The following is a 23,205-nucleotide window of genomic DNA, read 5'->3' as shown; positions in this document are numbered from 1 at the left end:
CACTGTCGTGCGGTGCGGGCGCGGTGGTGCGGGGGCGGGGGTGTGGTTCCCCTACCGCCGCATCACGCTCCGCAGGGTGGCCACATAGTCCTGAGCCAGCGCCTCCACGGACGCCGCACGGTGGATCGCGGTGGAGTAGTACCAGGTGACGTGCAGGCGGCCCTCGTCCACAGCGGCGACGACATCGATCAGGTGGTTGCGTTCCTGCTGTGGGCTGTGGTCCTGGCCGTCGGTGCGGGTCCGGGTGCTCAGCAGGCCGCTTTCGGCGTCGGCTGATCCGCCGACGGCCTGTCCGAGGTAGTTGAAGCTGATCTGCGGTTCCGGGTCGTCGGCAAGCACCCGGCCGGGGCCCTCGGGAGCGCTGAGGTAGCGCAGTGCGCCGTAGCCCACGCCCCGGTCCGGCACCGCGCGCAGCTGCCGCTTCACCGACCTCACCGTCGCGGCCCACCCGTGGTCCTCGGGCAGTTCCAGGGCGACCGGGTAGATCGAGGTGAACCAGCCGACCGTGCGGGTGAGATCGAGGTCGTCGAACAGCTCCTCGCGGCCGTGCCCCTCCAGGTTCACCGCCACCCGGCTGCGCCCCGTCCACCGTTCCAGCACGCGCGTGAGCGCGGCCAGCAGGACGTCGTTGATCTGCGTGCGGTACATGCCGGGAACGCGGTAGAGCAGAGTCTGCGTGTCCTCCTCGCTGAGCGAGACGGACACCGCGGACTGAGCGGCCACGGTGTTCACGCCCGGCAGGTCCATCGGCAGCCGCGTCTCCGCCCCGGCAAGCACCGACTGCCAGTAGGAGACCTGGTTGTCGAAGCCACCGTCGGCGACATACTGGTGGAGCCGCTGCGCCCACTGCCGTACGGAAGTGCTCTTCGGGTCGAGGTCGACCGGAGAGGCGGCCAGCGCCTGCTCGTACGCGGTGGCGAGGTCGGACAGCAGGATCCGCCACGACACCCCGTCGATCACCAGGTGATGCGCGGTCAGCAGCAACCGGTCGCGACCGTCGCTCCCCCTCTTGCCGACCACGGCACGCAGCAGCGGCCCACGGCCGAGGTCGAGCCCGGACTGTGCGCCGACCACCAGTTCGTCCCAGGCAGCATCCGCGTCGGAGGCCGCAGAGAGGTCGTGGACGGTGAGCACCTGATCCACGTCGGTACTCGGCGCGATCTCTCCGACCCAGTCTCCCGAAGCCGTACGGGAGAACGTGCTCCGCAACGCGTCATGGTGCTGCAGCACGGCTGTGAGGGCGGTCCGCAGCGCTCCCAAGTCCGTGCCGTCCGGCAGGGCGAACGACATCGACATGTTGAAGTGCTCGGGTGCCACCGGGTGCGATCGGAAGTACCACTCGCGGACCGGGGTCGTCGCAACGGGCCCGCAGACCACATCCTCGTGTGCGTCTCCCGTGTCCTCGCTCGTCTCCGCGACGGTCACTTCCGCAGCCAGGGCGGCGATGGTGGGTCGCATGAAGAGGTCTCGGGAGGTCAGGCTGAGTCCCGCACGGCGGGCCCGGGCCACCACCTGGAGACTGAGAATGGAATCCCCACCCAGGTCGAAGAAGTTGTCGTGGACACCGACCCGGTCGACACCCAGCACCTGCTGCCAGACCGCCGCCAGGACCTCCTCCACCGCAGTACGCGGTGCGGTGCGGCCCTGTCCTGCCGGCAGCTCCGGAGCCGGCAACGCCCCGCGATCCAGCTTGCCGTTCGCATTCAACGGCAGTTCCTCCAGGACCACGAACGCCGCCGGGACCATGTACTCCGGGAGCCGTTCGGCGAGTCGGGCACGGACCCCATCCACCGCCACCACGCCACCCGGTGCCGGGACCAGGTAGGCCACCAGCCGTTTCACACCCGGCTGATCCTCCCGCGCCACCACCGCCGCCTGCCCCACCCCCACACACCGGGCCAGAGCCGCCTCGATCTCACCCAACTCGATACGGTAACCACGCACCTTGACCTGATCATCCCCACGGCCGGCGTACTCCAGCACCCCGCCCGCACCCCACCGCACGACATCCCCCGACCGATACAACCGCCGCCCCGGCATGAACGGATCCGCCACAAACCGCTCAGAGGTCAGTGCCGCACGCCCGTGATAGCCGCGGGCCACACCCTGCCCACCGATATACAACTCCCCCCACACCCCCACCGGCACCGGCCGCAGCCGGGCATCCAGCACCCGCAACACCTTCCCCGCCACCGGCCCCCCGATCGGCACCACCGCACCCGCCGGCAACACCTCCCCCTCCGCGAACCAACCCGCCGCGTAGACGGTGGCCTCAGTCGGCCCGTAGATGTTCGCCACCCGCGCCCCCGGCAGAACCCGCCCGACCCGCTCCGCCAAGCTGGCCGGGAAGGCCTCCCCGGCCAGCACCACATGCCCGGCCCTGACCTCAAGCGCGTCCTCGGCCAGCACCGCCGCCAACGCGGAAGGCACCGCCGAAACCAGACTCCCCGACCAGCCCCCCTCACGCTCGGCCAGCTCCAGCACATCCCGCGCCACATCCACCGTGCCACCCGCCGCCAGCGCACCGAACAACTCGAACACCGACACATCAAAGTTCAGCGACGTGGAGAAGAACACCCGCTCAAACATCTCCTCACCCAACGACAACGCCCACTCCACCAACGACGCCATCGCCCCACGCGAGACCACCACACCCTTCGGCCGACCCGTCGACCCCGACGTGTAGATGACATACGCCGCAGCATGCGCCGACGGCTCCCCGAACACCACCGCCCCCACCGGCCCCTCGGGAAGCGCATCCAACCGCAGCAGCTCCACACCCTCGACCGCCGGCACATGATCAGTCAGGACGAGCCCCACCCCGGAATCGGCCACCATGAACGCCAGCCGCTCCACCGGATACCCCGGATCCAACGGCACATACGCACCCCCCGCCCGCAACACCGCCAACACCGCCACCACCACATCCACCGACCGCGACAAACACACACCCACCCGCGACTCCACACCCACACCCGCACCCCGCAACACCCCAGCCAACCACTCCACCCGCTCACCCAACTCCCCATACGTCAACGACACATCCCCGCACACCACCGCCACCGCACCCGGACGCTCCACCACCCGCTCCCGGAACAACTCCACCACCGACCGCACCCCGAAGACACCACCCGCAACACCCCACCGCTCCACCCCACCACCGGCCAGCGACACCCCACCCACCGGCACACCAACCCCCGACACCAACCCCTCAGCCAACACCAACCAATCCCCACACAACCGCTCCACCGACACCCGATCAAACAAATCAGTGCTGAACTCAGTCGCTACGACGAGCCCGTCCTGGCCGTCCTCCTGGAACTGGAGGCTGATATCGAACTGGGTCGACTCCCTTGGGATATCACCGGCTGTAACGGTGAGACCAGGCAGCTCAAAGGACGCACTGGGCGTGTTCTGCAAGGTCACCATCGCCTGGACGAGCGGCGTGCGGCTGGTGTCCCGCTCCGGCGCCAACTCCTCGATCAGACGGCTGAAGGGGACGTCTTGGTGCGTGAAGGCGTCCAGGGTCGTGTCCCGCACCTCGCTCAGCAGTTCACCGAACGTGCGGGACTCGTCGATGCGCGAGCGCAGCACCAGCGTGTTGACGAAGAACCCGACCAGTTCCTCCAGCTCCGCCCGCTCCCGCCCGGAGACTGCCGTCGCCACCGCCACATCCCGCTGTCCGCTGTAGCGGGAGAACAGCAACTGCGTCACCGCCGTCAGCGCCATGAACAAACTCGCGCCGACCTCCCGGCCCGCCTCCCCCAACCGCGACACCAACTCCGGCGGTACCGAGAACACGTGCATCGCACCCGCTCCCGTGCGCACCGTCGGACGCGGACGGTCCGTCGGCAGCTCCAACGGCTCCAACCCCGCCAACTGCCCCCGCCAGTAGCCGAGTTGTCCCTCCAACGCATCCCCGGCCAGCCGCTCCCGCTGCCACACCGCATAGTCCCCGTACTGCACCGGCAGCCCCGGCAGCACGACCTCCTCACCCCGCACCGCCGCCGCGTACAACGCGCTCAGCTCACGCGTCACCACCCCCATCGACCAGCCATCGGTGACGATGTGGTGCATCGACAGGACAAGGATGTGCTCTGTGGGTGTAGTCCGTACGAGCAGCACCCGCATCAGCGGACCGGTCCGCAGATCAAAGGGGATCGTGGCCTCATGCTGCAGGGTCTCTCGGACCTCGTCGGCAACCGGTGTCACGACACGCACCGGCACCTCCAACGCAGGATGCACCCGCTGCACCCCACGCCCCTCCACCGAATCGAACGTCGTCCGCAACACCTCGTGCCGCGCGACCAGACCGTCCACCGCCGCCTGCAACGCCGCGACATTGAGGTCACCACTCAACCGCAAGCCCGCCGAGATGTTGTACTCCGTGCTGCCGGGCGCGAAGTCGTCCAGGAACCACAGCCGCTCCTGCGCGAACGACAACGGCAACGCCCCACCGTCCCGCCGCACCGGAACAAGCCCGGCCTCAGCACCGACCGACCCGCTCTCCTGCCCCACAACAACGGCGAGATCGGCAACGGTCGGGGCGTCGAAAAGGGCACGCGGCGAAAGCCCCACGCCTAACGCCACACGGATGCGGGAGGCCACCTTCAGGCTCGTGATGGAGTCCCCACCCAGGTCGAAGAAGCTGTCCCGGATACCGACACGCTCGATGCCCAGCACCTCGGCCCAGATGCCGGCCAGCCTCTCCTCGACCGGCGTACGGGGCGCGACGTACTCCTGCCCCGAGTCGAACTCGGGCACGGGCAGGGCGCGGCGGTCGACCTTGCCGTTCGCCGTCAGCGGCAGCGCCTCCAGCACCACGAACACCGACGGCACCATGTACTCCGGCAACGACCGCGCAAGCTCGGCCCGTACAGCGTCCATCTCGACCGAGGCGTCGTCCGGCACCACATACGCCGCCAGGCGCTTCACACCCGGCTGGTCCTCACGGGCCACCACCGTGGCCAGCCCCACCCCTGCGCAGCGGGCCAGGGCGGCTTCCACCTCGGCCGGCTCGATCCGGAAACCACGGATCTTCACCTGGTCGTCCCCACGGCCGAGGAACTCCAGCCGCCCCTCCGGCCGCCACCGCACCACATCCCCCGACCGGTACAGGCGCCGGCCGGGTGTGAAGGGGTCGGCGACGAACCGCTCGGCGGTCAGGCCGGCTCGCCCGAAGTAGCCGCGGGCCAGACCGTGCCCGCCCAGATACAACTCACCCGCAACACCGACCCCGACCGGCCGCAGCCCCGCGTCCAGAACATAGGCGCGGGTGTCGTCCATCGGCACACCCAGCGGCACCGATCCTGCGACGACCTCCTCGTGTGCCAGGGGGCCGGACACCGCGAACGTCGTCGCCTCCGTCGGACCATACCCATTCACCAACACCGTCGACGGACACGCCCGCAACATCCGCGCCGCCGCCACCGCCGGCACCGCATCCCCGCCCGTCCACACCTCACCCAACCCCCGGAAACACTCCGGATCCTCCTCCACCAGCACCCCGAACAACGCCGCCGTCACCCACATCCCGGTCACGCCATAGCGCTCCACCGCCTCCCGCACCACCGGCACACTCAGCTCACCCTCCGCCACCACCACACACCCGCCGTTCAGCAACGGCACCCACACCTCATACGTCGCCGCATCGAACGAATGCGGCGAGTGGAACAACACCCGCCCATGCGCCCCGGAGCCGAACCGTTCGTCGGCCGCCAGCGCGACCACGGCGCCCTGCGTGACCGCCACGCCCTTGGCCCGCCCCGTCGACCCCGACGTGAACATCACATACGCCAACGACCCTGGCGGCACTCGCGATGGCAACACCACATCCGCCGTCGGCTCCGCGTCCACCGACACCAACGGCACACCCGCCACTAGTCCGAGCTCGCGCAGCTCGTCGTCGGCCACGATCAGCTGGGCGCCACTGTCCTCCACCACCTGCCGCACCCGCTCCGCGGGGAAGCCGGAATTCACCGGGACGTACGCCGCCCCCGCCTTCAGCACCGCCAGCATCGCCACCACCACATCCACCGACCGCCCCAGCAGCAGTCCGACCCGCGACTCCGCACCCACACCAGCAGCCCGCAACGCACACGCCAACCGATCCGCCCGCTCCCCCAACTCCCGATAGGTCAACGACGTGTCCCCACACACCACCGCCACCGCACCCGGACACTCCACCACCCGCTCCGCAAACACCTCCACCACCGAACGCCCCGACGCCGTACCCACGACGCCCGACCACTCGTCCACCACCAACGCCCGCTCGCCCTCACCCAGCATCTCCACCGCGCCGAGCGCAACCTCCTCATCACCAGCCAGACCCGCAACAGCCCGTTCCAGGCGCCCAGCCAGACGCTCCACCGTCACCGCGTCGAACAGGGCAGGGTCGTAGGCAAGCGCCATATCGAGGCTGTCGCCGCTCTCCCCCGCCACAAGGGTGAGGGCGTAGTTGGTCGCCTCGACCGCCTCGAACCCGCGCACCGACAGCTCGTTCAGCGCAGCGGCCTCCGTGTCCACGGGGTAGTTCTCGAACACGACCAGGCTGTCGAACATGCCGACACCCGCCGGCAGGTCGGTCTCGATCTCGGACAACGCCACGTACTCGTACTGCCGCGCCTCGACCTGCTCCCGCTGAAGACGCTGCAACCACGCACCCACTGACTGCCCCGGAGTCACATCCACACGCACCGGAAGCGTGTTGATGAACAACCCCACCATCTTCTCCACCCCCGCCAAATCAGCGGGCCGCCCCGACACCGTCGCCCCGAACACCACATCCCGCACACCCGCCCACTGCGACAGCACCAACGCCCACGCGCCCTCCACGACCACATTCGTGGTCACCCGAAGGCGCCGCGCAAACGCCCGCACCCCCTCCCACACCCCACCCGACAACGACAACACCACACGCTCACTCGACTGCCCCCGATGCGAGCGCTCGGGAACCCGGTCATACGGCAACCCCACCGGTTCCTCGAACCCCGCCAGCACCCCACGCCAGAACTCCCGACCAGCCACCTGATCCTGCCGGCCCAACCACTCCACATAGTCACGGAAAGCGCCCCGAACAACGAGCTCCCGACCCCGCGTTCCACCCCCGCTCAACACCGCGTATTCCGCCAGTACATCCGACAGGAATGCCGCACTGCTCCAGCCGTCCATCAACAGATGATGGAACGTCCACACCACCCGCACCACAGAATCCGAGACCCGAACCACAGCCACCCGCATCAACGGCGGAACGCCCAGCTCAATACCCCGGCCCCGGTCCTCCCGTAGGAATTCCCGCAGTTGCTCCTCCTGCCCCACCTCATCCACACCCGACCAGTCCAACTCAACCACCGGCACCGTGACCTCGCGATGCACCACCTGCACCGGCTCGCCCACTCCCTCCCACACCACCGACACTCGCAACGCATCCAGACGCCGCGCCACCCGCTGCCACGCCTGCCCCAACAAGCCAACGTCCCGCACACCCTCAACAACAAACGCCAATTGCTCCGCATATGCACCCGAACCCGGCTCCGCCAACGCATGGAACACCATCCCCGCCTGCAACGGAGTCAGCGGATACACGTCCTCGACACCCCGCCCGTCCCCAGCCAGCAGATCCACCTGCTCTTGAGACAACGAAACCAACGGGAAATCCGACGGAGAACAACCCCCCACACCCTCCACGGCACAATGCTCCGCAAACGACACCAACTCGGCGGCAAAACCCTCCGCCAATCCCCGCACCGTCTCTTCATCATGCAAATCAGCCGAGTACGCCCAGGAGAAGGTGAGCTGACCATCCTGGACGGCGCCCACGACGTCGATCAGGTGGGTGCGTATCTCGTCCGGTGCGTGTTCCTGTCCCTCGATGCCGAGGGGGCCGCGGAGCAGACCGGTGTTTCCGGTGCTCTCGCCGCCCACGTTGAACTGGCCGTGGTAGTTGAAGCTGATCTGCGGCTGGGGACTGCCGGCCAGGGTGTGTCCGGGGGTTCCGGGTGCGCTCAGGTAGCGCAGCGCGCCGTAGCCCACGCCGCGGTCCGGCACCGCACGCAAGTGCTCCTTGACCGCCTTGACATCTGCGGCCCAATCGCCGCCGGAGGCATTGCCGTTGCTGCCGGGCAGCTCCAGGGCCACCGGGTGAATCGCGGTGAACCAGCCGACCGTGCGGATGAGGTCGATGTCGTCGAAGAGCTCCTCGCGACCGTGGCCCTCCAGGTTCACCGCCACCCGGTCACGCCCCGTCCAGGTGCGCAGGATGCGCGCGAAGGCAGTCAGCAGCACCTCGTTGACCTGGGTGCGGTACACCGCCGGCACCCGCAGCAACAGCGCCTCGGTCTGCTCCGCACTCAACGACACCGAAACAAGCCGCTGAGTAGCAACGGTGTTGTCACCGCCCGAGCGATCCACGGGCAGGTCGACGACCGCGCCCTCGGTGGCGGATCGCCAGTACTCGACCTGGTCGTCGAACCCGCCCTCGGCGACATGCCGGTGGATCCGCTCGGCCCACTGCCGCACGGACGAGCTCTTCTCCCCCAGCTGCACCGGACGTCCGGCAACGGCCATCCCGTACGCCGCCTCCAGGTCCTCCCACAGCACCCGCCACGAGACGCCGTCCATCACCAAGTGGTGCGCCGTGACGAACAACCACGCGGCGCGGCCGGAACCCCGCTGCCCGAGGAGTACGCGCACCAGCGGCCCTTGGGCGAGATCCAGTCCGGACTGCGCCGCAACGACAAGCTCATGCCAACGCGTCTCGGCGTCCACGCTGTCCGACAGATCGTGCACCTGAAGCACGTCGCGGACATCGACGCTGGGCTGCAGCTCGGAACTCCAGCCCGAGTGCCGCCGGGGGAACACCATGCGCAGGGCGTCGTGGTGGGTCAGCAGGGCGTCGACCGCCGCGCGCAGGGCGGACACGTCGATGCCGGGAGCCGCCTCGAACCCCATCGACATGTTGAAGTGCCCCGGTGCCACCGGATGCGTGGCAAAGAACCACTCCCGCACCGGCGTCGCCGCCACCTCACCCGACACCACCCCCTGCTCCGCACGCACCCCACGGCCCGCGTCCACAGACTCCACACCCACCGCCAGCCCCGCCACCGTCGGCCGCGCAAACACATCACGCGACGTCAGACTCAAACCATCGCGGCGAGCCCGGGCCACCACCTGGAGACTGAGAATCGAATCCCCACCCAGGTCGAAGAAGTTGTCGTGGACGCCGACCCGGTCGACACCCAGCACCTGCTGCCAGACCGCCGCCAGGACCTCCTCCACCGGGGTGCGCGGCGCGGTGCGGCCCTGTCCGGCCGGCAGCTCGGGGGCGGGCAGCGCCCCGCGATCCAGCTTGCCGTTCGCGTTCAACGGCAACGCATCCAGAATCACGAACGCCGCCGGGACCATGTACTCCGGAAGCTGTTCGGCGAGTCGGGCACGGACCGCGTCCACCGCCACTGCCGCGCCCGGTGCCGGGACCAGGTAGGCCACCAGCCGTTTCACACCCGGCTGATCCTCCCGCGCCACAACCGCCGCATGGCCAACCTGCGGACAGCTCGTGAGAGCGGCCTCGATCTCGCCGAGTTCGATGCGGTAACCGCGCACCTTGACCTGATCATCCCCACGGCCGGCATACTCCAGCACCCCGTCCGCACCCCACCGCACCACATCCCCCGACCGATACAACCGCCGCCCCGGCATGAACGGATCCGCCACAAACCGCTCAGAGGTCAGTGCCGCACGGCCGTGATAGCCGCGCGCCACACCCTGACCACCGATATACAACTCCCCCCACACCCCCACCGGGACCGGCCGCAGCCGGGCATCCAGCACCCGCAACACCTTCCCCGCCACCGGCCCCCCGATCGGCACCACCGCACCCGCCGGCAACACCTCCCCCTCCGCGAACCAGCCCGCCGCATACACCGTCGCCTCAGTCGGCCCATAAATGTTCGCCACCCGCGCCCCCGGCAGAACCCGCCCGATCCGCTCCGCCAAGCTGGCCGGGAAGGCCTCCCCCGCCAGCACCACATGCCCAGCCCTGACCTCAAGCGCGTCCTCAGCCAGCACCGCCGCCAGCGCGGAAGGCACCGCCGAAACCAGACTCCCCGACCAGCCCCCCTCACGCTCCGCCAGCTCCAGCACATCCCGCGCCACATCCACCGTGCCACCCGCCGCCAGCGCACCGAACAACTCGAACACCGACACATCAAAGTTCAGCGACGTGGAGAAGAACACCCGCTCAAACATCTCCTCACCCAACGACAACGCCCACTCCACCAACGACGCCATCGCCCCACGCGAGACCACCACACCCTTCGGCCGACCCGTCGACCCCGACGTATAGATCACATACGCCGCCGACTCCACCGACGGCTCCCCCCACACCACCGCCCCCACCGGCCCCTCGGGAAGCGCATCCAACCGCAGCAGCCCCACGCCCTCAACCGCCGGCACATGATCGGCCAGGACAAGCCCCACCCCGGAATCGGCCACCATGAACGCCAGCCGCTCCACCGGATACCCCGGATCCAACGGCACATACGCACCCCCCGCCCGCAACACCGCCAACACCGCCACCACCACATCCACCGACCGCGACAAACACACACCCACCCGCGACTCCACACCCACACCAGCACCCCGCAACACCCCAGCCAACCACTCCACCCGCTCACCCAACTCCCCATACGTCAACGACACATCCCCACACACCACCGCCACCGCACCCGGACGCTCCACCACCCGCTCCCGGAACAACTCCACCACCGACCGCACCCCGAACACACCACCCGCAACACCCCACCGCTCCACCCCACCACCGGCCAGCAACACCCCACCCACCGGCACACCAACCCCCGACACCAACCCCTCAGCCAACACCAACCAATCCCCACACAACCGCTCCACCGACACCCGATCAAACAAGTCAGTGCTGAAGCCGACCGCAGCGACCAGCCCGCCCTGACCGTCCTCCTGGAACTGCAAGGTCATGTCGAACTGGGCCGACTCCCGCGGCACATCGTGGTCGACCACGCACAGTCCGGGCAGCTCGAAGGACGCACTGGGCGTGTTCTGCAAGGTCACCATCGCCTGAACGAGCGGCGTGCGGCTGGTGTCCCGCTCCGGCGCCAACTCCTCGATCAGACGGCTGAACGGCACGTCCTGATGCGCGAACGCATCCAGAACAGTGCCCTTCACTTCCTCCAGCAGTTCACCGAACGTGCGGGACTCGTCGATGCGCGAGCGCAGCACCAGCGTGTTGACGAAGAACCCGACCAGTTCCTCCAGCTCCGCCCGCTCCCGCCCGGAGACCGCCGTCGCCACCGCCACATCCCGCTGTCCGCTGTAGCGGGAGAACAGCAACTGCGACACCGCCGTCAGCGCCATGAACAAACTCGCGCCGACCTCCCGGCCCGCCTCTCCCAACCGCGACACCAACTCCGGCGGTACCGAGAACACGTGCATCGCACCCGCTCCCGTGCGCACCGTCGGACGCGGACGGTCCGTCGGCAGCTCCAACGGCTCCAACCCCGCCAACTGCTCCCGCCAGTAGCCGAGTTGTCCCTCCAGCGCATCCCCGGCCAGCCGCTCCCGCTGCCACACCGCATAGTCCCCGTACTGCACCGGCAGCCCCGGCAGCACGACCTCCTCACCCCGCACCGCAGCCGCATACAACGCGCTCAGCTCACGCGTCACCACCCCCATCGACCAGCCATCGGTGACGATGTGATGCATCGACAGCACCAGCACCTGCTCCGAGACCGACTCCCGCACCACCAGCACCCGCATCAGCGGACCGGTCCGCAGGTCGAACGGAGTCGTCGCCTCACGGCGCAGTGTCTCCTCGGCTTCACCGGCAACCGGTGTCACGACACGCACCGGCACCTCCAACGTAGGATGCACCCGCTGCACCCCACGCCCCTCCACCGAATCGAACGTCGTCCGCAACACCTCGTGCCGCGCGACCAGACCGTCCACTGCCGCCTGCAACGCCGCGACATTGAGGTCACCACTCAACCGCAAGCCCGCCGAGATGTTGTACTCCGTGCTGCCGGGCGCGAAGTCGTCCAGGAACCACAGCCGCTCCTGCGCGAACGACAACGGCAGCACCTCACCATCCCGACTCACTGGGACAGGCCCGGCCTCAGCACCGTTCGCACCGCTCTCCTGCCTCACGACCGCTGCGAGATCGGCAATGGTCGGGGCGTCGAAGAGAGCACGCGGCGAGAGATCCGTGCTGAAGGCCACACGGACGCGGGAGGCCACCTTCAGGCTCGTGATGGAGTCCCCGCCCAGCTCGAAGAAGTTGTCGTGGATACCGACCCGCTCTGCACTCAGCACCTCGGCCCAGATGCCGGCCAGCCTCTCCTCGACCGGCGTGCGCGGGGCGACGTACTCCTGCCCCGAGTCGAACTCGGGCACAGGCAGGGCGCGGCGGTCGACCTTGCCGTTCGCCGTCAGCGGCAGCGCCTCCAGCACCACGAACACCGACGGCACCATGTACTCCGGCAGAACAGAGGCCAGATGCGCACGCACCGCCTCCAGGACCAGTTCCCCGCCCTCCGCCGGGGTCACGTACGCCACCAGGCGCTTCACACCCGGCTGGTCCTCACGGGCCACCACCGTGGCGACCCCTACGCCCGCACACCGAGCCAGGGCCGCTTCCACCTCACCCAACTCAACACGGAACCCGCGAATCTTGACCTGGTCGTCACCACGCCCCAGGAACTCCAGCCGGCCGTCCGGCCGCCAGCGCACCACATCCCCGGTTCGGTACAGGCGTTGACCCGGCACGAACGGATCCGCCACGAACCGCTCCGCCGTCAGGCCGGCCTGCCCGGCATAGCCCCGCGCCAAGCCGTGCCCGCCCAGATACAACTCACCCGCAACACCGATTCCGGCCGGCCGCAGCCCGCCATCGAGCACGTACGTGCGGGTGTCGTCCATCCGGACGCCCAGGGGCACCACGCCCGCGGCGGTCTCGTCGTGGGCAAGCGGGCCGGACACCGCGAACGTGGTCGTCTCCGTCGGCCCGTACCCGTTGACCAGCACCGTCCCCCGACACGCCTGCAACATCCGCGCCGCCGCCACCGCCGGCACCGCATCCCCGCCCGTCCACACCTCACCCAAGCCCCGGAAACACTCCGGGTCCTCCTCCACCAGGACCCCGAACAGCGCCGCCGTCACCCACATCCCGGTCACGCCATAGCGCTCCACCGCCTCCCGCACCACCGGCACACTCAGCTCCTGCTGCGCCACCACCACACACCCGCCGTTCAGCAACGGCACCCACACCTCATACGTCGCCGCATCAAACGAATGCGGCGAGTGGAACAACACCCGCCCATGCGCCCCCGACCGGAACCGCTCATCGGCCGCCAGCGCCACCACCGCACCCTGCGTGACCGCCACACCCTTCGCCCGACCCGTCGAACCGGACGTGAACATCACATACGCCAACGCATCCGCCGAAGCCGCAACCGGCAACAGCGGACCGGCCTCGGCACCCGACTCCGCGTCCACCGACATCAACGGCACACCCGCATCCCGCGCCAGGTACTCCAACGACCCGTGCGTCACCACCAGACATGCACCGCTGTCCTCCACCACCTCCCGCACCCGCTCAGCCGGGAACGCGGCGTTCACCGGCACATACGCCGCTTCCGCCTTCAGCACGCCCAGCATCGCCACCAGCGCGTCCACCGACCGCCCGAGCAACAGCGCCACCCGCGACTCGACTCCCACCCCCTCATCCCGCAGCACATGAGCAAACCGCTCCGCCCGCTCCCCCAACTCCCCGTAGGTCAACACCTCATCCCCGCACACCACCGCCACCGCACCCGGACACTCCGCCACCCGCTCGGCAAACACCTCCACCACCGAACGCCCCGGCGCCACCACATCCGCGCCCGACCATTCGTCCACCACCAACGCCGACTCGGCCTCGTCCAGCAGATCCACCGCACCGAGCGCAACCCCGCCCTCGCTCGTCAACCCCACAACCGCCCGCTTCAGCCGCGCCGCCAGACGCTCCACCGTCGCCGCGTCGAACAACGCGGGATCGTAAGCAAGCGCCATGTCCAGGCTGTCGGCGCTCTCCCCCGCCACCAGAGTCAGCGCGTAAGTCGTCGCCTCCACCACCTGGACGTCCCGCAGCTCCACCCCGCCACGGGCGGCCGCTTCGGCATCCACTGGGTAGTTCTCGAACACCACAAGGCTGTCGAAGAGGCTGACGCCCGCCGGCAGATCCGTCTCGATGTCCGACAACGCCACATACTCGTACTGCCGCGCCTCGACCTGCTCCCGCTGAAGACGCTGCAGCCACTCCCCCACCGACTGCCCCGGAGCCACATCCACACGCACCGGGAGCGTGTTGATGAACAACCCGACCATGTCCTCCGCCCCCGCCAGATCAGCGGGCCGCCCGGACACCGTCGCCCCGAACACCACATCCCGCACGCCCGCACACTGCGACAACACCAACGCCCAGGCACCTTCCACCACCACACTCGGCGTCACCCGATACCGCCGCGCAAACGCCCGCACCCCCTCCCACACCTCACCCGACAGCGACACCACAACCCGCTCACCCGACTGCCCCTGATACGCCCCCTCAGGAACCCGGTCGAACGGCAACCCCACCGGCTCCCCGAACCCCGCCAACACCCCACGCCAGAACTCCCGACCCGCCACCTGATCCTGCCGGCCCAACCACTCCACATAATTCCGGAAATCGCCCCGCACAACCGGCTCCCGACCTCCTGTTCCCTCCCCGCTCAACGCCGCGTATTCCGCCAGTACATCCGACAGGAATGCCGCGCTGCTCCAGCCGTCCATCAACAGATGATGGAACGTCCACACCACCCGCACCGCAGAATCCGACAACCGCACCACAGCCACCCGCATCAGCGGCGCCGCACCCAACTCGAATCCCCTAGCCCGGTCCTCCGCCAAAAACACCCGCAACCGCTCCTCCTGCACCACCCCATCCACATCAGACCAGTCCAACGCCACCACCGGCACCCTCACCTCACGGTGCACCACCTGCACCGGCTCACCCAACCCCTCCCACACCACCGACACCCGCAACGCATCCGAACGCCCCACCACCCGCTGCCACGCCCGACCCAACAAACCGCCATCCCGCACACCCTCAACCACAAAGGCCAACTGCTCCACATATGCACCCGAACCCGGCTCCGCCAAGGCATGAAATACCATCCCCGCCTGCAGCGGAGTCAGCGGATAAACATCCTCCACATCCCGCCCGTCCCCCGCCAACGCATCAACCTGCTCCTGAGACAACGAAACCAACGGGAAATCCGACGGAGAACAACCCCCGACACCCACCCCAGAACAATGCTCCGCAAACGCCACCAACTCAGCCACGAAATCCTCGGCCAACCCCCGCACCGTCGCCTCGTCATGCAAACCAGCGGAATAGGCCCAGGAAAAGACGAGGCTGCCCTCGTGGACGCCTGCGGTGATGTCCAGGACGTGGGTGCGCTGTGCTCGGGGGCTGTGTTCGCCGCCGGGGTTGAGGGTGGTGGACAGGTACCAGGCGGCGTCGCCACCGGCGGCCATGTCTATCCGTCCGAGGTAGTTGAAGGTGATCTGCGGCTCCGGGGCATCGTCCAGTACCCGGCCGGGGCCCTCGGGAGTACTGAGGTAGCGCAGCGCGCCGTAGCCCACGCCCCGGTCCGGCACCGCGCGCAGCTGCTCCTTCACGGACTTCACCGCGGCTGCCCAGTCTCCCTGCGTGGGGAGTTCCAGAGCCATGGGGTAGAGAGAGGTGAACCAGCCTGCCGTGCGGGTGAGGTCGAGGTCGTCGAAGAGCTCCTCGCGGCCGTGGCCCTCCAGGTGCACCGCCACCCGGTCATCGCCGGTCCAGGTGCGCAGGGTGCGGGCGAGCGCGGTCAGGAGCACCTCGTTGACCTGGGTGCGGTAGGCGGCCGGTGCGCGCGTGAGCAGGATGTCGGTGCTCTCCGGGGTCAGGGACAGGAAGACGGACCGTTGCGCGGCGACGCTGTTGTCGCCGCCGGGCGTGTCGAGGGGGAGGTCCGTGCGGGCGCCGTCGGTGACGGATCGCCAGTAGGGCAGCTGGTCGTCGAAGCCTCCTGCCGCCGTGTGGACGGCTAGGCGGTCGGCCCACTGATGTACGGACGTGGTCTTGGAGCCGAGGTCGACGGACGTGCCCGCGGCGGCCTGCTCGTAGGCGTGCTGGAGGTCTTCCAGGAGGATGCGCCAGGTCACGCCGTCGACCAGCAGGTGGTGGGCCACGATCAGGGCCTGTATGGGGTGTGCGGGGCCGTGGTCGCCGACCAGGACTCGCACCAGCGGTCCGTCCTGGAGCCGGAATCCGGTCTGGGCATCCTCGCACAGCCGTTCCCAGTTCTGGCCGGGGCGGCTCAGGTCGTGGACGGTGAGAACGCTGTCGGTGTCGAGGCTTTCGCGGATGTGCCCTGTCCAGCCGCCGCCTTCGGGGCCGACGGCGCCGGCGGTGTCGGTGCGGGGGAACGTCAGGCGCAGTGCGTCGTGGTGGCGGAGGAGGGCCTCCACGGCGTGGCGCAGCGCGCTCAGATCGGTGCCGGCGGGCAGTTCGAGCGCCATAGCCATGTTGAAGTGCTCGGGCGCCGTGGTGTGGGTGTCGAAGAACCAGTGGCGGATGGGGGTGGCGGTGACACGGCCCGTGACGGTGCTCTGGTCCGCGGTGCGGGTGGCGCCGTCGGCGTCCTGCCGTCCAGGTGCGGTGGCGAGGTGCTCGGCGAGTGCGGCGACGGTCTGGCGGGCGAAGATGTCGCGGGAGGAGAGGTCGAGGCCGGCGCGGCGGGCGCGGGAAACGACCTGCAGGCTGAGAATGGAGTCGCCGCCGAGGTCGAAGAAGTTGTCCTCGGCGCCCACCCGGTCGGTTCCCAGCACGGTGGCCCAGATGCCGGCCAGGGTCTCCTCCACCGTGGTGCGCGGTGCCACGTAGGTGCTGCTGGTGCCGAACTCGGGTTCCGGCAGCGCCTTGCGGTCGATCTTTCCGTTGGTATTCAGGGGGAGGGCGGCCAGCTGGACGACGGCGGAGGGCACCATGTAGTCGGGCAGTGCCGCGCGCGCATGGGCGAGGAGTTCGCCGGCATCGAGGAGTCCGCCAGTGCCGGTGTCCGCTCCCGTGGGCACGGTGTAAGCGACGAGCCGCCGGACGCCGGAGGCGTCCTGGTGGACGGTGGCGTGGGCCTGCGCGACGCTCTCGTGCGCGGTGAGCACGGCCTCGACCTCGCCGGGCTCGATGCGGAAGCCGCGCACCTTCACCTGGTCGTCGGCGCGGCCGACGAACTCCAGCTGCCCGTCCTTGCGCCGGCGCACCACGTCGCCGGTGCGGTAGAGGCGGGTGCCGAGGTCGTAGGGGTTGGCGACGAAGCGGCCGGCGGTGAGTCCCGGCCGCTCCAGGTAGCCGCGGGCCAGGCTGAGGCCCGCGATGTAGAGCTCTCCCGCGACGCCGGCGGGGACGGGCCTGAGCGCCTCGTCAAGCACGTAGGCGCGGGTGTTGGCGACGGGTGAGCCGATGGGCGGCACTCCGGAGCCGGGCTCGAGGGGGGCGCTCATCGTCGCGCAGACGGTGGTCTCGGTGGGGCCGTACGCGTTGACGAAACGGCGTCCGCGCGACCAGCGGTCGACCACCTCGGGGGCGCAGGCCTCACCGGCGACAACCATGGTCACGTCGGGGGCGACGGCGTCCTCGTCGAGGGTCGCCACCAGCGCCGGGGGGAGCGTCACGTGGGTCACCTCCCTCAGGGCGGTGACCTCGCTCAGGCGGCCGCCGCGCTCGCCGCCGGCCGTGTCCTCCGGGTCGACCACGAGTGCCGCACCGGTCAGCAGGGCCATGCACAGTTCCCACCAGGCGGCGTCGAAGCCCGGTGAGGCGAACTGGAGCACGCGGCTCGTCCTGTCGACGCCGAGGCGTTCTCGCTGGGTCAGGGACAGGCTGGCGACTCCGGCGTGGGTGACGACCACGCCTTTGGGGCGGCCTGTGGAGCCGGAGGTGTAGATGATGTAGGCGCCGTTGGCGGCGCTGACCGGGACGGTGAGGTGCGCGGGTGAGTGCTCCCGGAGGAGGGCCGCGGTGGCGGGGTCGTCGAGGACGAGGACCTGCACGCCCGGCTCGACCGGCAGCTCCCGGGCAAGTTCCCGCCAGGTGAGGACCACGTCGGCGCGGCAATCGCCGAGGACGTACTCGATGCGGTCCAGCGGGTAGGAGGGGTCGACGGGTACGTAGATTCCTCCGGCCTTCAGTACGGCGAGGACCGCGACGATCAGGTCGACGCTGCGGGGCAGTACCAGGCCGACGCGGGACTCGACGGCGACGCCGCTGCGGACGAGGAGGCGGGCGAGGCGGTCGGTGCGTTCGTCCAGCTCGCGGTAGGTGAGCAGGTCCTCGTCGCTGACCACGGCGAGTGCGTCGGGGTCGGCGGCGACCCGCTCGGCGAACAGCTCGGGGATCGACTTCGGGTCGTGCTCGCAGGTGGTGTCGTTCCACTCGGCGAGGAGTTGCCGTGTCTCGGTCTCCGACAGCAGCGCGGTGTCGGTGAGGCGCTGGCCCGGTGCGGCGGTGACCGCCTCGGCCAGGGTGAGCCAGTGTCCGGTGAGCTGCTTGATGGTCGACTCGTCGAACACGTCGGTGTCGTATTCGACGGCGGCGAGGAGTCCGCCCTCGGGGCGCTCGTAGAAGCTGAGGGCGAGGTCGAACTGGGAGGCGTCCCGGGTGGTGGGCAGTTCCCGCGCGTGCAGGCCGGGGAGGTCGAAGGTGGTGTCGGGGGTGTTCTGGAGCACGATCATGGCCTGCACCAGCGGGGTACGGCTGGTGTCCCGCTCCGGCGCCAGCTCCTCGATCAGACGGCTGAACGGCACGTCCTGGTGCGCGAACGCGTCAAGGACGGTCTCCTTCACCTCCTCCAGCAGCTCACCGAACGAGCGCGACTCGTCGATCCGCGAACGCAGCACGAGCGTATTGACGAAGAAACCGACCAGCCCCTCCAACTCCGCCCGCTCCCGGCCGGAGACCGCCGTACCCACGGCCACATCCCGCTGCCCGCTGTAACGCGACAGCAGCAGCTGCGTCAGGGCCGTCAACACCATGAACAAGCTCGCCCCGCCGGACCGCCCCACCCGCACCAGGTCCCCGGCCACCTCGGCCGGCACCTCGAACACCCACGTCGACCCCGCCGACGACCGCACCGCCGGACGCGGACGGTCCGTCGGCAGCTCCAACGGCTCCAACCCCGCCAACTGACCCCGCCAGTACCCGAGTTGTCCCTCCAACGCATCCCCGGCCAACCGCTCCCGCTGCCACACCGCATAGTCCCCGTACTGCACCGGCAGCCCCGGCAGCACTGCCTCCTCACCCCGCACCGCAGCCGCATACAACGCGCTCAGCTCACGCGTCACCACCCCCATCGACCAGCCATCGGTGACGATGTGATGCAACGACAGCACCAGCACGTGCTCCGAGACCGACTCCCGCACCACCAGCACCCGCATCAGCGGACCGGTCCGCAGGTCGAACGGAGTCATCGCCTCACGGCGCAGCGCCTCCTCCACATGATCGGGCGCCGGCTCCACGAGGCGTACGGGGACATCCAACATCTCATGCACGACCTGAACGCCCTGGCCGTCGTACGAGTCGAAGGTCGTGCGCAGCGCCTCGTGCCGGGCGACCAGGCCGTTCACCGCGGCCCGGAGTGCCGCGACGTCCAGCGCGCCGGTCAAGCGCAGGGTCGCGAACACGTTGTACTCACCGGCGCCGGGGGCGAAGTCGTCCAGGAACCACAGGCGTTCCTGCGCGAACGACAGCGGCAGCGCGCCGTCTCGGGCGACGCGCACGAGGGGTGCGCTGTCGGTAGCGGGCGTGCCGGTGGTGCGGTCCACGGCTGCCGCCACGTCGGCCAGCCGGGGGGCTTCGAACAGGACGCGCAGGGAGAGTTCGGCGCCGAGCGCGGTGCGGATGCGGCTGATGACACGGGTGGCGAGCAGCGAATGGCCGCCGAGGTCGAAGAAGTCGTCCTCGGCGCCTATGCGTTCGGCGCCCAGCACCTCCGTCCAGATCGCGGCCAGCGCCTCCTCGGTGGCGGTGCGCGGCGCGACGTAGTCGGCGGTCTCGTGCCACTGGGGTGCGGGCAGCGCGCGGCGGTCGAGCTTGCCGCTGGTGGTGAGCGGCAGCCGGTCCATGGTGACGAACGCCGAGGGCACCATGTAGGAGGGCAACGTGTCGCGTACGTGGGCGCGCAGCGCGGGGGCGTCCGGTGCGTCCTGGTCGGGTGCCGGGACGACGTATCCGACGAGCCGGGCGGAGCCGTTCGGGTCCTCGCGGGCCGCGACGGCGCTCTCGGAGACGGCGGGGTGGGCGCGCAGGGCCGCCTCGACCTCGCCGGGTTCGATGCGAAAGCCGCGCACCTTCACCTGGTCGTCGGCGCGGCCGAGGAGTTCGAGGGTGCCGTCGGCGGTCCAGCGGGCCAGGTCGCCGGTGCGGAAGAGACGTTCGGAGGGCGTGAAGGGGCTGGGGACGAAGCGCTCCGCGGTCAGTGCGGGGCGGCCGGCGTAGCCGCGGGCCAGGCCGGTGCCCGCGATGTACAGCTCCCCGGGGACGCCGGCCGGGACGGGGCGCAGACGGCGGTCCAGGACGTACGCCTGGTTGTTCCAGATGGGCGTGCCGGCGCGGATGTCGCCGCCGTCGGCCTGCCAGGCGAGGCTGTCGGCGCTGACCTCGGAGGAGCCGTAGAGGTTGAGCAGGGTGGCGTGCGGTAGCCGTTGCCGGAAGCGGTCGGCGAGGGCGCGGGTGAGCGGCTCGCCGCTGCTGATCCAGCAGGTGCAGGAGCCCACGTCGCGCGGGTCGGCCTCGTCGAGGATGACGGACAGCAGGCTGGGCACCAGTGTCATGCGCTCCACGCGGTGCTCCGTGACCAGCCTGACGAGGGCCGCGGGGTCCTTGGCGGTCTCGTCGTCGGCGAGGACGACGGTGCCGCCGTGCAGCAGGGTGCCGAAGATCTCGGTCGCGCTGTCGAGGAAGCTGACGGCGCTCTTGGCGCACACGACGGAGGAGCTCCACTGCGGATAGGTGTCGGCGAACCACGCCCAGCGGCTGACCAGGCCGCCGTGCAGTCCGACCACGCCCTTGGGCCGTCCGGTGGAGCCGGAGGTGTAGATGACGTAGGCCGCGCTGTCGGGGGACAGGGCGACGGGCGGTGCCTGGGCGGGGCGGCGGGAGATGGCGGCGCGCTGTGTGTCCACCGCCACCAGGGTGGTCACGTCGCTGCCGGTGAACAGGCTGGTGTGGGCGTCCTCGGTGACGGCGACGCGCACGCCGCTGTCGGACAGCATGTAGCCGATGCGTTCCCCGGGGAGGGTGGGGTCCGCCGGCAGGTAGGCGGCTCCCGCCTTGAGCACGGCCAGCAAGGCCACGACGAGGTCGGCGGTGCGCGACAGGCAGACGGCGACGCGGTCCTCCTGCCGTACGCCCAGCTCGGCCAGGTGGTGCGCGAGCCGGCTGGAGCGTTCGTCCAGCTCGCGGTAGGTCAGCGCGGTGCCGCCTGCCACGAGGGCGGTGGCCTCGGGGGTACGGGCGGCCTGGGCGGCGAAGACGCCGGTGATGGTGGAGCGCGCGGGCAGGTCGGGGCGGGCGGTCGCGTTGGCCTCGGTCAGTAGGCGGTGCCGCTCGTCGTCGTCGAGCAGCGGTACGTCGTGGAGGGGGCGCTCCGGGTCGCTGCCGGCGGCGCGGGCCAGGGTGACGAAGTGGCGGGCGAGCTGGGCGGCGGTGTGGGCGTCGAACAGGTCGGTGCTGTACTCGACGGCGCAGGCGAGGGTGTCCGCCTCCTCGGTGAACTCCCAGCTGATGTCGTACTGGGCCGCGGCACGGTTGAGGGGCAGGCGTTCGGCGCGGAGATGAGCGAAATTCAGGGATTCCGCGGGGGTGTTCTGCAGAACGACGAGTGACTGCACGAGCGGTGTGCGGCTCGTGTCGCGTTCGGGTGCGAGGAGTTCCACCAGGCGTTCGAAAGGAACGTCCTGGTGGTCCAATGCCTCCAGGACGGTTTCCCGGACGTCCGCGAGGAAGCGGGAGAACGGGACGTTCTCGTCGACGTGCGATCGCAAAGCGAGGATGTTGATGAAGAATCCGACGAGGTCTTCCAGTTCGGCCCGGTCCCGCCCGGGAACGGCGGTGCCGACGGCGATGTCGTCCTGGTTGCTGTAACGGGCCGTGAGCAGTTGGACCAGGGCGGTCAGGACGACGAACAGGCTGGCGCCATGGGTGCGGCTCAGCTCGCGCAGCGCGGCGGTGACGTCGGCCGGCAGCTCGAACGTGTGGGCCGCTCCGGCTCCCGTGCGCACCGCGGGACGGGGCCTGTCGGTGGGCAGCTCCAGCGGCTGGAGGCCGTCGAGCTTGTCCCGCCAGTACGCCACGTGTCCGGCCAGCGCGTCCCCGGTGAGCCGTTCGCGCTGCCAGACGGCGAAGTCCGGGTATTGCACGGGCAGTTCGGGCACCGCGGCGGCGGTGACGTCACCCTGCCGGGCGGCCGCGTAGAGGGCCTGCAGTTCGCGCAGGACGACCTCCACGGACGCGCCGTCGGTGACGATGTGGTGCATCGACAGCAGGAAGAGGTGCTCGTCGCCGGAGAGCCGCACGAGCAGGGCGCCCACCAGGGGTCCGGTCCGCAGGTCGTAGGGCTCGGCCATGCGCGCGGTGAGCAGGCGTTCGCCTTCCGCGGTGCGCGTGTCCTCGGGGGTGCCGGAGAGGTCGATCAGCTCGAAGGGCAGCTCCAGGGAGGGGTGCACGATCTGGCGGCCGACGCCGTCGACCGTGTCGAACGTCGTCCTCAGGGACTCGTGCCGGGTGACGAGGGCCTCCAGCGCGGACCGCAGCGCGTCGGCGTCGAGTTCGCCGGTCAGCCGGAGGCTCACCCCGGAGTTGTTCCCGGTGCCGCGAGGGTGGAACTCCTCAAGGAACCACAGGCGTTGCTGTGCGAAGGACAGCGGCAGGACGCCGTCGCGGTGGGCCGGCTCGATGGTCCTGCGCCGGACGCGGCCCGCGAGCCGGTTGCGGAGCCTTTGCTGCACGTGCTCCGGCAGTGAACTGATCCGGCTCGCGCGCGACGGCTCCGCGTCCATGAAAGCTCCTCAGAGACTAGGAAAGGGCATGGCGAAAAGGGCAGGGGAAAACAGGCGCACGCC

1 protein-coding gene is annotated in these 23,205 nt (G+C 69.8%); it reads right to left on the bottom strand.

The window, feature by feature from the left end; all coding sequences use genetic code 11:
• Window positions 1-51: 51 nt before the first annotated feature.
• A complete protein-coding gene (locus Q4V64_RS44280; RefSeq protein WP_303714341.1) occupies window positions 52-23,142 on the bottom strand; it encodes a non-ribosomal peptide synthase/polyketide synthase in 23,091 nt (7,696 codons plus the stop codon).
• Window positions 23,143-23,205 lie beyond the last annotated feature (63 nt).

This window comes from Streptomyces sp. NL15-2K, from assembly GCF_030551255.1.
Lineage (GTDB): Bacteria > Actinomycetota > Actinomycetes > Streptomycetales > Streptomycetaceae > Streptomyces.
Note: the sequence above shows the minus strand (reverse complement) of the source record. Positions and strands in the feature narration are given on the sequence as shown.